Raw genomic sequence first — 13,311 nt, forward strand, 5'->3', positions numbered from 1 at the left:
TCGCTCAAATAAAAACGAAAATTATACCGCGTTCGAGAGGCTGCGGCGAAGAAACCGGGTGTTTAGCCACCCGGGTGGCTGTGCCGCGATTGGCTGCCTTCTGATACAATGCGCGGCCTGCGGAGGTCTGCCGCTTTTGCGCCCGTCTGCTTTTCAACCCCAGCTGAGGTAGTGCTGCAATGAACGCGCTGGAAAAACGATCGGTTTCAGCCCTGGCGTCTGTGTATGCAATGCGGATGCTCGGCCTGTTTATGGTCATGCCTGTGTTCATGTTGCTGGGTAATGATCTGGATGGCGCGACCCCTGCACTGCTGGGTTTTGCCATTGGCGCCTATGGCCTGAGCCAGGCACTGCTGCAGATTCCGTTCGGCATGCTGTCCGATCGGGTTGGTCGCAAGCGGATGATCTACATCGGTCTGGTCCTGTTCGCCGCCGGAAGTCTGCTGGCCGCTTCCGCTGACTCCATATACGTTGTGATCGCTGGTCGGATTCTTCAAGGCGCCGGAGCGATTGCCAGTGTGCTGATGGCGCTGCTGAGTGACCTTACCCGGGAAGAAGAGCGAACCAAGGCGATGGCGACGGTCGGGATTTCGATCGGTTTGTCGTTCTCGGTGTCGCTGGTCCTGGGGCCGTTGATCGGCTCGGTCTGGGGGCTGTCGGGCATTTTCTACATTACCGCTGCACTCGCGGCTATCGCTTTGGTGGTGGTCCATCGGGTGGTGCCGACGCCGCATCAGCATCGAATCAGTGCCGATACCCATCCGGCCCGGGAGATGCTGGGTAAGGTGCTGTCAGATCGCCGTCTGCTGCGTCTTGATTTTGGGATCTTCGCGCTTCATCTGGTGCTGACAGCTCTGTTTCTGGCATTTCCCTTAATTCTTCAGGACGGTTTGGGGCTGGCCAGTAGTTCCCACTGGTGGTTCTACCTAAGTGTCATGGTGACGTCATTCTTCGCGATGGTGCCGTTCATCATCATTGGTGAAAAGAAACGCAAGATGAAGCCCGTGCTTTGCGGTGCCATCGCCTTACTGATGCTGGCGACCGCGGGTCTGGCCAGTGTCGCGGTGGGTTTGTTGGCGGCGTGGGGCTTGCTGTTTTTCTTCTTCATGGCGTTCAACCTGCTGGAGGCAAGTCTGCCGTCGCTGATTAGCAAGGAGTCGCCGGCGGCCAGCAAGGGCACCGCGATGGGGGTCTATTCCACCTCTCAGTTTATGGGCGCCTTTCTAGGCGGGGCCCTGGGCGGCGTGCTGTTGGAGCAGTTTGGTCTCACCGGCGTGCTCTGGTTTATGGTCGCAGTTCTGGGCACCTGGTTCCTGGTTGCCTTGACCATGCCATCGCCGGGATACACCTCCAGTTTCGTGTTACAGTTGCAGCAGGCTGTAGCTGGTGAGTATGACGAAATCGACGACAGCCTGCGCCGGCTTCCCGGTGTCCAGGATGTGGTCATTGTTGAAGGTGCTGCAACCGCCTACCTTAAGGTGGATCGACGGCACTTTGATGAAGCGTTACTGGCGGACTTTTCTTTTGTCCGGCACGGTAGCAAATCTTGAAATTTGGAGACCTGCAAGGAGCGCGGGTCGTCCCTGAAAACAGAGTCAGGAGCGGAACATGGCACGAGGCGTAAACAAAGTCATTCTTATCGGGAACCTTGGTCAGGATCCTGATACCCGTTATACCCCGAACGGCAATGCGGTGGTCAACCTGAACCTTGCCACTGACGAGAGCTACAAGGATCGTCAGACCGGACAAATGGTGCCAAAAACCGAGTGGCACCGTATTGTGCTGTTCGGAAAAGTGGCGGAAGTGGCGGGTCAGTACCTGCGCAAGGGTTCCAAGGTCTATATTGAAGGCAAGCTGCAAACCCGCAAGTGGCAGAACAAGGAAGGCCAGGATGTTTACACCACAGAAGTGGTGGTGGACATCAATGGCCAGATGCAGATGCTGGACAGCCGCGGTGAAGGCGGCATGAACCAGGGTGCGCCCGCGGGACGCCCGCAGCAGTCCAATTACAACGCACCGGCGCAGCAGCAGAACAACAATCCGCCGCCACAGCAGCAGTCGGGTGGCTACAACCAGCCCTCTCAGGGAAGCATGCCTGAGCCGGTGGATGACTTTGATGATGACATCCCGTTTTAAGAAGGGTTGTCCAGGCCTCCGTTTACGGAGGCCTTTTTGTTACAGAGGTGCAAAAACACGTGAAATTGTCCGATAAACGTGGAGTTAGGTTCAATTTCTAATTTATGATGTCATTTAATGTAACGAGCAGTGCTTTTACTCTCAGAAAAATAATAAATTAGGGTCGGCGTGTGGCCCAGCATCTACCTGAAAGACCTTCATGATAAAACGCTCCATTCTTAAGAAGATCACCGATAAATTCAGTGGCACCAACGACCACCTGCGCGTAAGTCTTGAAATTCGACCTGACGGCATAGCCTGGGCTGAAGCTTCCGGAACTGCTGTGCCAGGGTTTGGTTTCGAAGATTGTCGGCCAGCAAAGCGTGCCCAGGTATTACAGGATCTGGTTGGTAAGCGCGGTTGGACCGGGACGATCACCACCCTGGTGTTGCCGTTGGACCAGTATCAGGTGTTCCAGATGGATCGTCCGGATGGCATCGACGAATCCGAACTGGGTGATGCCCTGCGATGGAAACTGAAGGACCTTCTGGACTTCAGTCCGACCGACGCGGTCTCCGATATTTTTCCTTTCCCCGAAGACGCCTCCCGTGGCCGTGGCGAATTGGTCAATGTGGTTGCCGCGCGAAAGTCCCTGGTCAGCGAACTGGTTGCCCTGGTGAATGACTCTGGCTTGAAGCTGGAATGCGTGGATATTGCCGAGCTTGCGCTGCGCAATCTGGTCAGCCGGCTGGACAACAATCAGCGCGGCGCTGCACTGGTGCACCTGCGGGAAAGTTATGGCCAGATGGTGGTGTGCCGTGAAGACACCCTGTACTTGTCCCGTCGTCTGGATGTCGCAGCAGAAGACCTGCGCGACGCCGGCCGCCAGGAAAACGCGGTGCAGTCGCTGGCGCTGGAAATGCAGCGGTCACTGGACTATTACGAAAGTCAGCTGGGGCAAGTGCCACCGGCAATGATCAGGCTGGTGGCCCAGGACAATGCGTTGCCCCTGGCGTCCATGGTGTCTTCTTATGTCGCGGCTGGGGTCGAAATGCTCGACTGGGCAGCACTGGGGGTCGATCAGCCCGTTGATGGTCGCTGCCTCCCTGCCTGGAGTGCCAGTCTCTCGAAACAATCGGGGGAGCTGTCATGACGCAACAAGTGAATTTGTACACCCAAGAGCTCAGGCCCCGGAAGGAGACTCTGCAGGCCGGCGCCCTGGTAGCGCTGGTGGTCCTGCTGGTGGTTGCCCTTGGGCTTGGTTCTGCGGTTATCCGCTACCACAACAGCGAGCTTGAAGTACGGGTCAACGCGCTGGGGTCACAGACCGAGACCCTGGAACAGAACGTGGTCCGGCTATCAGAGGGTGTCAGTGCCCGGCAACCTGCGCCGGAAATCCAGGACGCGCTGGACCGGGTCACTGAAATCCTGGTACGTCGTCAAGAACTGCTGGTGAGAGTTGAGGGCCTCATCCTCAATGATGGCGGCCGATTCTCCCCGCAAATGGCGGCGCTAGCGCGGCAAATCCCGAAGGATGTCTGGTTGACCGGCATTCGGCTCAATGCCCAGCCCTCGCTGGTGACCATTGAGGGCAGAGCGCGTTCAGGTGCGCTGGTGCCAACCTACCTCGAGAATCTTGGTAACGAGCCGGTCTTCACCGGGCAGACATTCGGTGCCTTTCGACTGACGCGGCCCGAAGAAGGCCGGTGGATTGAATTTCACGTGGCCACGAAACGGGCAGGGGAGAACAACTGATGGCGACTTCCTGGCGCGATTCTTTGCAAACCGGCGCGAACCTGTTCAACGAACGGCCAATACGGGAACGGGTACTGGTCACCGTCACCCTGCTGGTGCTGGTGCTGTTTATCGGCTGGGAGCTGGCCATTACCCCGGCCATGAACCAGCAGGACCGGCTTGAATCCCGGCTCGGCACACTGTCTGCCAGCAGGGACAGCCTGCTGGCACAACAGCAAGATTTAGCCAATCAGCTGGCGTCCGATCCGACCGAGGCGTTGAGAGACCAGTTGGACATGCGCCAGAAGCGATTGGCCCGGCTTGATCGTCAGATTGCCGATACCACCGGTAAGCTGATTGCGCCGAGGGCCATGGTTTCGCTGCTAAAGGACATGCTGGCGGCCCAAGCGTCGCTGGAACTCCAGGCGCTTGAATTGAAAACGCCGACGCCGGTGTATGGTCCGGATAACGGAGGTGCAGGCGCGGAAACGACAGCTGCCGAACTGGAAAAAGAAGGTGGGCCGCTGCTGTACGCTCACGATGTGGAACTCAGTATCTTGGGTAGCTACCTGGAGGTGCTGGCGTATCTCAAGCGCCTTGAGGGTCTGGATAACCGGCTCGGATGGGTGGTGTTTGAATACGATGCAGAAAACTGGCCGGCTGGTGAGGCCGTTATCCGGGTCCGAACGCTCAGTCTTGAGCCGGCCTGGTTGGGGGTGTGACATGATTGGATTGAACGCGGGCCGTCGGCCTTGGTTGGCTCTGGTGCTGGTAAGTTGGGGCCTTGGATTGGCGGCGCCCGCCTCTGCACTTCAGGATCCGACCCGGCCACCGGGGTTTGACGATGCACCGGTAAAAGCCGCGCCCGTGGCTGACCTTGCCCTACAGTCCATTCTGGTAGGCGCCGAGCGTCGTGTTGCAGTCATCAACGGCGAGCCCCGTGCCGAGGGCCAGTCTTTCGATGGCATCCGTGTGCGCAGAATCCATCGGGACCGGGTTGAGGTTATCGACCGCGGGCGCGTTCGCACGCTGTATCTCGACAAGCTACCGCAGGTACGAAGAACTCAATGACCAATGAACGGAAAATCATGACTTCGATGAGACCAATGGCGGTGCTGCTGATAGCAGCGACTCTGACGGCGTGCAGTAACAATCCGCTCATGCGTACATCTAGCGGGACGTCGACCGACGTGGCCGATGACATTCAACGCAGTTTGGCTGAGGCCGAGTGGCAGTCGGTAGCCGCCGACATAGCCGACAACAAAGCCAGGGCCCTACCCGCCGAGGTCAGTGCGGCTCTGTTGCCGCCCTTGCCTCAGGGCCAGGATCTGGACGAACGGTTTGATGTGAATGCCAGCGGCATCCCCGCCGGCAGTTTCTTCGAATCCCTGGTGGATGGCACCCGTTACAACGTAGTGGTTTATCCGGGTGTCGAAGCGGTCATTGATCTGCGCCTGCGGGATGTGACGGTACCCGACGTCATGGACATTGCTGCCGACCTCTACGGCCTGGATATCCAGCGCAGTGGTCGGCTGTACAAAGTGAATGGCGACCGGGTTCAGACCCGGATGTTCCCGATCGACTACCTGCATTTCAAGCGCAAAGGTGGCTCGGAAACCCGTGTCAGTTCCGGTCAGGTGAGCGGAACCCAGAGCAACAACGGAAACGCTTCGAACGGTGCGGGCGACAACGGCAGCAACGAGACTCGTAACCTGGTGGGCACCACCATCTCCACGGTAACGGAATCGGACTTCTGGTCCGACATTGATCAGGCCTTGAGTATGATCATCGGCCGTGGCGACGATAGCCAGGTGATCGTCAATCCCGGCGCCGGGCTGGTGATGGTCCGTGCCGGCGCCGACGATTTGCGCCTGGTGGAGGAATACCTTCGCCGCACTGAACTGATCATGCAGCGCCAGGTGGTGCTTGAGGCGAAAATCCTCGAGATTATTCTCAACGAGGGCTATCAGCAGGGCATCAACTGGTCTGATTTGCAAAGCGCTTCCAGCGTTACCGCCTCTGACGGCCTGCCCGAAGATTTTACTGCCCAGGCGTTGAGCGGGCAGGTGATCCGGACCTCAGACATTGGTGGCCTGTTCTCGGCCAGTGTTCGCGCCGGGGACTTCACCGCGCTCATCGAGTTGCTGGGTGAGCAGGGCAATGTGCAGATTCTTTCCAGCCCGCGGATATCCACGGTCAATAACCAGAAGGCGGTGATCAAGGTCGGCACCGACGAGTTTTTTGTCACGGATATCGACTTTGATGATGACAACTCGGCCGTGACCGGGGCCGACAGCACCTCCACTTCGGTAGAGTTGACGCCGTTCTTCTCCGGCATCTCCCTGGATGTCACGCCGCAGATTTCGGAATCCGGCAGTATCACCCTGCATGTTCACCCCTCGGTGAGCGAAGTGGACGACCAGAACAAAGTCATCACCATTGGTGAGCGCGATGTCACCTTGCCGCTGGCGATCAGCACCGTGCGGGAAACCGACAGCGTAATCCGCGCCGAGAGCGGCCAAATTGTGGTCATTGGTGGCCTGATCCAGAACAGCAGTGAAGACAGCAACTCGGCGGTGCCGTTCTTCAGTGACATCCCGGTAGTGGGTGAGCTGTTCAAGCAGCGCCGGTTCAAGTCCCGGAAAAGCGAACTGGTTATCCTTTTGCGCCCGGTTGTTTCAGAACCTGCTCGAGTTACCGCGGACATTGCCGCCAGCCGTGAGCGCATGAACGTGCTACGCGAGCTGCTGCAATCGTCGAAATCTGTTACCCCGGAACCGGAGAAAGCCCGTCGCTAGCATGTACGAAGCCCATTTCGGACTGCAGGAAGCACCGTTCGCATTGACGCCCAACACCCGCTATTTTTTGCGGGCGCCCAGTCATAGTGATGCGCTGGAGTTGCTGTTGGTGGCGTTGAGCGAGCGCGAAGGCTTTATCAAGATCACCGGCGAAGTCGGCACCGGCAAAACACTGCTGTGCCGATTGCTGCTGAATGAGCTGGAACAGAAAGCGCATACCGCTTACATCCCGAATCCGCACCTGGATCCCGACACCCTGTATGAAGCGGTCGCTGAGGAGTTGGGGGTTGATGTTTCGGCCTGTGCCAACACTCATCAGATCCTGAAAGCCCTGAACGAAAAGCTTATTGGCCTGGCGATGGGGCAGAAACAGGTGGTGTTGGTGATCGATGAAGCCCAGGCCATGCCGGAGGCCACCATTGAGGCCCTTCGGCTGCTGACCAACCTTGAGACTGAAAGCGTGCGGCTGCTGCAAATCGTTCTGTTCGGGCAACCGGAGCTGGATGCCCTGCTGCAGAAGGACAGCCTGCGCCAGTTGCGCCAGCGCATTACCTTCCACTATCGGCTGGCCGCGCTGGATCGACAGTCGGTGGCCCAGTACCTGCGCCATCGCGTGTCCCAAGCTGGCTATAACGGTGGTGACCTGTTCTCGGCTGCGGCGTTGCGTCTTATTACCCGGTCGTCCGGAGGCATTCCCAGGTTGGTGAACATACTGGCGCATAAGGCCATGCTGTCCGCCTGGGGTGTGGGTGATCGGCAGGTGAATCGTCGGCACGTGGCCCGGGCGATTCGTGACACGGAAAGCGTCCGGTATCCTGGCTTGTTGGCGAGGTGGCTATGAGTCTGCTCAATGATGCTCTGCGAGCCGCTGAACAGCGCCAGGGTCGCCCGGATGTTTCGTCCGCCTACACCGGTCAGGTAAATCGGCAGCCGGCGGCTCGTCGCTGGTTGGTTCCGGTCATGACGTTGCTGCTGGTCATTCTTGTGGTCGTCGCGGTGTATGGCTATTTCTTCCGTACACCGGTAGCCGAGATCCAGGTAACAGAACGCACGGCAAGCGTGAAAAGTACGGAAAGCGGGGAGATTGAGAGTGAGAGCGCGGCAGCACCGCTACCCGCGGCGGCTCCGGAAGTGCCGCAGCAACTGAGCGGCCCGGTGCCGAATGCCGTCTCGCCAGAGCCGCCATCCGAGCCTGAGATTACCGACACTGCGCCGGTTGCAACTCAGCCAGCGCCGCAGCCAGCTGCGCCATCCAATAACGCTGAGACAAAGCTGCAGCCTCAGGAACCGGCCAAGGTGGTATCCCAGCCGGTTGAGCTGACGCCAGAGACCGAGCGCCGAACTGTCCAGACCAATGCGCCGGAAGTTAAGCAGGTTCGCGAGACCGCGGAGACAATCGACCTGCGGGTTAGCCGGGAACTGGCCCGGTTGCTGCGCGCGGGCGAATCGAGGGCGGCCGAGCAGCGGCTGGCGGATGTGACTTCTAATCAGGCAGCACCGGTAAGTCGAGGCGTCTACGCTCGGGCCATGTTACTGCAGGAGTCTCCGGGGCGGGCGCTGCCTTGGGTCTCCGGTGAAGAAGCCCGGGGCTACGCGGAGTTACGCTTGCTGAGAGCCCGGGCATTGCTGTCGGTGGGCCGCTTGAATGAAGCCGTGATTACCATGTCCCAGGATATTCCGGGGGTGGAGGACAACATCGAGTACCGGATCACGCTCGCCACCCTGATGCAGCAAGCAGGCCAGAATGTTGAAGCGGCACGGCATTGGTCAGCTTTGATTTCCGTGGACGACAGCCGGCCAACCTGGTGGGTGGGGCTTGCGATAGCCCTTGAGGCCGAAGGGCAGACTGGTGGTGCCTTGAAAGCCTACTCCCAGGCAGCCCAGTTGCCCGGGTTGTCGCCGTCGCTGGCGGACTATGTTCGTAACCGTTTGACACTTTTGCAGGCAGGATAGAGATGACGGAGCCGAAGAAAAAAATCCGTATAGGTGACCTGCTGGTCCAGAACGATGTCATCACCGAACAGCAGCTGATGACCGCCCTGCGGGAACAGAAGAACACCGGACGCAAGCTTGGCCGTACCCTGATTGATCTGGGGTACGTGGATGAAGATAACCTGCTCAACATTCTGTCCCGGCAGCTTGAAGTTCCTTTCGTTCAGCTGCGGCACTACCAGTTCGATAACGAGCTGGTGAAAAAGCTGCCGGAAGCCATGGCCAGACGTTTTCGCAGCATCGTGCTGGCGGAGCAGAGTGGCGAGCTGTTGGTTGGTATGGCCGACCCCCTCGATATCTTCGCCTACGACGAGCTGGTTCGGATTCTGAAACAGCCGATCCGTCAGGCCGTGGTCCGGGAGAGCGAACTGCTCAGCACTATTGATCTGGTCTACCGCCGAACGGAAGAGATTGCCTCGTTAGCGGAGGAGCTCGAAGACGAGCTGGGCGACGATGCCTTTGACCTCGCCGACTTGTCCGCCGAGTCCGAAAGCACCGAAGCGCCGGTAGTCAAACTGCTGCAGACGCTGTTTGAAGATGCGGTGCAGGCTCGGAGTTCGGATATTCATATCGAACCGGATGAAACCGTCGTCCGGATTCGTCAGCGGGTCGACGGCGTCCTCCAGGAACAGGTAATGAAGGAGAAGCGGGTGAATGCCGCGCTGGTTCTGCGCCTGAAGCTGATGGCAGGGCTGAACATCTCGGAAAAGCGGTTGCCCCAGGACGGCCGTTTCAATATTCGGGTGAAAGGACGAAGCATCGACGTGCGAATCTCCACCATGCCGGTTCAGTATGGTGAGTCGGTGGTGATGCGACTGCTGGATCAGAGCCAGGGCATACTGAACCTGGATGCCACGGGCATGCCACCCGAGCTGATGGAACGGTTCCGGCGCATGATTCACAAGCCCCATGGCATGATTCTGGTTACCGGGCCGACCGGTAGTGGTAAGACAACCACGCTTTACGGCGCACTGAGTGAGCTAAACCGGCCAGAAGTGAAAATCATTACCGCCGAGGACCCGGTGGAATACCGGTTGCCGAGAATTACCCAGGTTCAGGTGAACCCGAAAATCGGGTTGGAGTTTGCCGGCGTCCTGCGTTCTGCGCTGCGCCAGGATCCCGATGTGATTCTGGTGGGCGAGATGCGTGATCAGGAAACCGTGGACATTGGGCTTCGGGCCGCCATGACCGGTCACCTGGTGTTGTCCACCCTGCACACTAACGACTCCATCAGCAGTGCCATGCGCCTGATTGATATGGGCGCGCAACCGTTCCTGGTGGCCAGCTCATTGCTGGGTGTGGTCGCACAGCGCCTGGTACGGCGGATCTGTGAAAATTGTTCCGAGACTTATCAGCCCACCGATCAGGAACAGATCTGGCTGGACAGTTTTGATCTCGACCCTCTGGACCGGGAGGCGGGTTTTGTTTATGGGCGAGGATGCTACCAGTGCAGCAATACCGGCTATAAAGGCCGTGCCGGGGTCTATGAGTTGTTGGAGTTGAATGAAAGCATGCTTGATGCGCTTCGGCGCCAGGACGTTTCGGCGTTCACCCAGGCTGCTCGTCAGGGCGAGCTTTACCGCCCGTTGGGCCATTGCGCCATGGATTATGCGCTGCAAGGGGTAACCACCCTGGAAGAAGTCGCCCGTGTGGCGGCAACCTCGGAAAGCGACTTTGAAGATACTGCCGAAGTGCCGCTTCTGGATGAGCGCGAGGGGAGCACCGTCTGATGCAGTTTAGCTACCGGGGCAAAAACGATCGCGGAATTCTGCAGCAAGGGTCGCTGGTGGCCGCCAATGCGGATGCCGCTGCCTCGGAGTTGATGCGTCAGGGTATCACCCCGCTCACCATTCGAGAGCAGAAAGCGCAAGCGTCTTTGGGCGACCGGCTGAACAGCATGCCGTTGTTCCGAAAGAAAGTGACCTTGGATGAGCTGATCGTTTTTTGCCGTCAGATGTACGCGCTCACTAAAGCGGGCATACCGCTGATACGCACCATGAGGGGGTTGGCAGACACCACCCGGTCACCGGTTCTGGCGGAAGTGCTGGAAGATGTAACATCCCGGCTGGAGGGCGGAACCACCATGGCTACTGCCATGCAGGCGCACCCCAGTGTGTTTTCTGAGCTGTTCATTGCCATGATCCACGTTGGCGAAAACACCGGTATGCTCGACGACGCCTTCAAGCGGCTGTCAGAGATCCTGGAGCTGGAGCGGGACACCAAGCGCCGCCTCAAACAGGCTCTGCGCTACCCCACGTTTGTGGTGGTTGCCTTGCTGGCGGCGCTGATGGTGGTGAACTTTCTGGTCATCCCAAAATTCGCCGCGGTGTTCAATAAGCTGGGCGCGGACCTGCCATTCCTGACACAGGTGCTGGTCGGCACCTCGAATTTCCTAATCGGCTATTGGTACGTGATGCTGTTTGTGGTCGCCGCTGGTGGCCTTCTGTTGCGCCAGTGGAAGCGCACGGAGCAGGGCAAGTTGACCTGGGACAGGTATAAATTGCGAATGCCGGTCATTGGTCCCTTGTTGGAGCTGATAACGTTGAGCCGGTTCGCTCGCAATTTTGCCTCCGTGCTGGCGGCTGGCATGCCGGTAACCACCGCGTTGACCGTGGTGGCAGATGCTACAGACAATGCCTGGATCTCTAAACATATCAGAGACATGCGATTAGGCATCGAGCGCGGCGAGAGCCTGTTGCGTACCGCTCGTCAAAGTGGCATGTTCACGCCCCTGATCCTACAGATGATTGCCGTGGGGGAAGAAACTGGCTCCGTGGATGACATGCTCAACAACGTTGCCGATTTCTACGACGAAGATGTGGATTACGGCCTCAAACGGCTGGCTGAATCCATCGAGCCGATCCTTATCGTGGCCATGGGTGTGTTGGTGCTGATTCTCGCACTTGGCGTGTTCCTGCCGATCTGGGATTTGGGGGCCGCCGCCATGGGGCGTGGCTAAGTGAAAGGGCAGCGTCTGTTCAGCGCCGAAGGGTTGGAGTCGGCCCGCCTGTTACGACTGGCCGTGTCGTTTTCATTATTGGCGCTGCTCGTTTGGTTTTTATTGGGTGTGTTGGAAAGGGAAGCCCGAAAGGCGGAAGAACAGTCCGCTAACTTGATCCTTAATCAGCTACGGGCGTCTCTGGTCATCAAAGGTGCTGAGGTGATGTTGAGCCGGAATGGCCGGCTCGAAGAGTATCAGGGAATAAACCCGTTTGAGCTGGTAAACCACCAATGGCCGAGTTATACGGGACTGTGCAAAGGGCCGCAATACGAGCCGGGAACCTGGTGTTTCCTGCAAGAAGAACAAAAAGTAACAGCAAAGACTGACCGGGGATGGTTAATTTATACCGCCAACCAGCCGATAACCTTGAACGGGCGTGGCGCCGAGGCGAGCGAGTCGCTGGCCTGGAAGGTGACCACAGAATATGTAGACCGCAATAAAAACGGACAGCGGGAGCAAAGCGAGCGATCAACGGGGCTAAAGCTGTCGCCGGTATCGTCTGCGGAACAATCAGTGCTTATGCAGGATGCACGACACTGAAAAGACGGACAAAACCTGGAAAGAGGCTGACCTATGAGGCAGTACCGAACAATACAAAGACAAAAGGGCTTTACCCTGATCGAATTGGTCGTCGTGATCTCAATTCTGGCGATTCTGGCGGCCTTTGCACTTCCGAGATTTGCGCAACTTTCGGAACAGGCGCATCAGTCCAATATTCGGGCGACATCGGGCGCATTGTCTGCTGGTGTCGCGCTGGCTAAGACCCAGTGGGTGTCGAACGGATTTACTGCGGCGTCGACCGATCTACAGGGGTTTGGTGACGACGACGTGGATGTAGGCGCCGATGGCTGGCCTACCTCGGTCGTATCTGATGACACCAGCACCACGATGACGGCAGCGAAGTGCCAGGAAGTCTGGCTTGGCGTGTTGCAATCAAATGCGCCGACCGTGACCGGCGCCACCCCGGAGTATTCGGTGACGGTTAACGCGGGTGACTGTGTCTATACCTACCAGGCCGATGCTCAGAACAGCACCATCGAATACGACGCAGATAACGGCGAAATCATAACAACAGTGAATTAACACGGCTCACGCAGAGTAAATAACGGAGAAGTACCATGAATGCTATGACCGCAATGACAGCGAGAAAAGACAAAGGCTTTACCCTCATCGAATTGGTGATGGTGATAGTAATTTTGGGCATCTTGGCGGCGTTTGCTTTGCCGAGGTTTGCGGATTTCGGCGGTGATGCGCGCAGCGCATCTGTTCAAGCACTCGCTGGTGCAATGAAGTCGGCAGCTTCGATTGCCCATGCAGATCAATTGTCTGATGGTGCAACCCTTGGAACGACGGTGACGCTTGATGGTCAAGCAATCACGATGGTGAATGGTTACCCGACAGCTAATGCTGCCGGCATTGTCGCAGCTGCAGACATAGACACGACGAATGATTACCCCAGCTCGGGTGGTGGAACAGCTGGCGGCAACACTATCACATTCACTTTGCAAGCAAATTGCACGGCTAGCTACACTTCTGCAAACGCCGCAACCGACAATACGCCGCCGCTTACTGCTCCGTACAGTGTTGCTGTAGATACTTCAGGTTGTTAAAGCGAGGTAGCTGACAACGCCAATGGTGTTAGCACTAATACTATATCCGTCCGTTGCCGAC

General features: G+C 58.0%; 14 protein-coding genes. All 14 read left to right on the forward strand.

All coding sequences use genetic code 11. From position 1 onward, the window contains the following. Positions 1-179: 179 nt before the first annotated feature. Positions 180-1,550 (forward strand): MFS transporter, encoded by a 1,371-nt coding sequence (locus FCS96_RS18585; RefSeq protein WP_138441851.1) that lies wholly within the window; start codon positions 180-182, stop codon positions 1,548-1,550. Between the two features lie 58 nt (positions 1,551-1,608). Then, positions 1,609-2,136, forward strand: a complete 528-nt coding sequence (ssb, locus tag FCS96_RS18590) for a single-stranded DNA-binding protein (protein ID WP_138441852.1) — start codon at positions 1,609-1,611, stop codon at positions 2,134-2,136. Between the two features lie 199 nt (positions 2,137-2,335). Beyond that, positions 2,336-3,268 carry a type IV pilus biogenesis protein PilM gene (locus FCS96_RS18595; protein WP_228264168.1) on the forward strand — a complete coding sequence of 311 codons (933 nt, stop codon included), beginning with the start codon at positions 2,336-2,338 and terminating at the stop codon, positions 3,266-3,268. Beyond that, positions 3,265-3,870 carry a PilN domain-containing protein gene (locus FCS96_RS18600; protein ID WP_138441853.1) on the forward strand — a complete coding sequence of 202 codons (606 nt, stop codon included), beginning with the start codon at positions 3,265-3,267 and terminating at the stop codon, positions 3,868-3,870. The genes FCS96_RS18595 and FCS96_RS18600 overlap by 4 nt, the downstream gene beginning before the upstream one ends. After that, a complete protein-coding gene (locus FCS96_RS18605; protein WP_138441854.1) occupies positions 3,870-4,571 on the forward strand; it encodes an MSHA biogenesis protein MshJ in 702 nt (233 codons plus the stop codon). Before FCS96_RS18600 ends, FCS96_RS18605 begins: the two co-directional genes overlap by 1 nt. 1 nt (position 4,572) lies before the next feature. After that, the gene (locus tag FCS96_RS18610) at positions 4,573-4,920 is read left to right on the forward strand and encodes a hypothetical protein (RefSeq protein ID WP_228264169.1); all 348 of its coding nucleotides are present in this window, start codon (positions 4,573-4,575) and stop codon (positions 4,918-4,920) included. Positions 4,921-4,937: 17 nt separating this feature from the next. After that, complete coding sequence (gene mshL, locus FCS96_RS18615; protein ID WP_138441855.1) at positions 4,938-6,647, forward strand: pilus (MSHA type) biogenesis protein MshL; 1,710 nt, start codon at positions 4,938-4,940, stop codon at positions 6,645-6,647. 1 nt (position 6,648) lies between these two features. Then, the gene (locus tag FCS96_RS18620; protein WP_138441856.1) at positions 6,649-7,488 is read left to right on the forward strand and encodes an ExeA family protein; all 840 of its coding nucleotides are present in this window, start codon (positions 6,649-6,651) and stop codon (positions 7,486-7,488) included. Further along, positions 7,485-8,600, forward strand: coding sequence for a tetratricopeptide repeat protein (locus FCS96_RS18625; protein WP_138441857.1), 1,116 nt, complete (start codon positions 7,485-7,487; stop codon positions 8,598-8,600). The genes FCS96_RS18620 and FCS96_RS18625 overlap by 4 nt, the downstream gene beginning before the upstream one ends. 2 nt (positions 8,601-8,602) lie before the next feature. Beyond that, entirely contained in the window at positions 8,603-10,369 is a 1,767-nt protein-coding gene (locus FCS96_RS18630; RefSeq protein ID WP_138441858.1) for a GspE/PulE family protein, read from the forward strand. After that, on the forward strand, positions 10,369-11,598 hold the full coding sequence (locus tag FCS96_RS18635; protein ID WP_138441859.1) for a type II secretion system F family protein: 1,230 nt from the start codon (positions 10,369-10,371) through the stop codon (positions 11,596-11,598). The genes FCS96_RS18630 and FCS96_RS18635 overlap by 1 nt, the downstream gene beginning before the upstream one ends. Further along, positions 11,599-12,180: a hypothetical protein gene (locus tag FCS96_RS18640; protein ID WP_228264170.1), complete on the forward strand. Its 582-nt coding sequence runs from the start codon at positions 11,599-11,601 to the stop codon at positions 12,178-12,180. A gap of 33 nt (positions 12,181-12,213) precedes the next feature. Further along, on the forward strand, positions 12,214-12,723 hold the full coding sequence (locus tag FCS96_RS18645; protein ID WP_138441860.1) for a type II secretion system protein: 510 nt from the start codon (positions 12,214-12,216) through the stop codon (positions 12,721-12,723). Positions 12,724-12,758: 35 nt separating this feature from the next. Beyond that, entirely contained in the window at positions 12,759-13,250 is a 492-nt protein-coding gene (locus FCS96_RS20325; RefSeq protein WP_138441861.1) for a prepilin-type N-terminal cleavage/methylation domain-containing protein, read from the forward strand. The last annotated feature ends 61 nt before the right edge of the window (positions 13,251-13,311 follow it).

The organism is Marinobacter alexandrii, from assembly GCF_005871205.1.
Classification (GTDB): domain Bacteria; phylum Pseudomonadota; class Gammaproteobacteria; order Pseudomonadales; family Oleiphilaceae; genus Marinobacter; species Marinobacter alexandrii.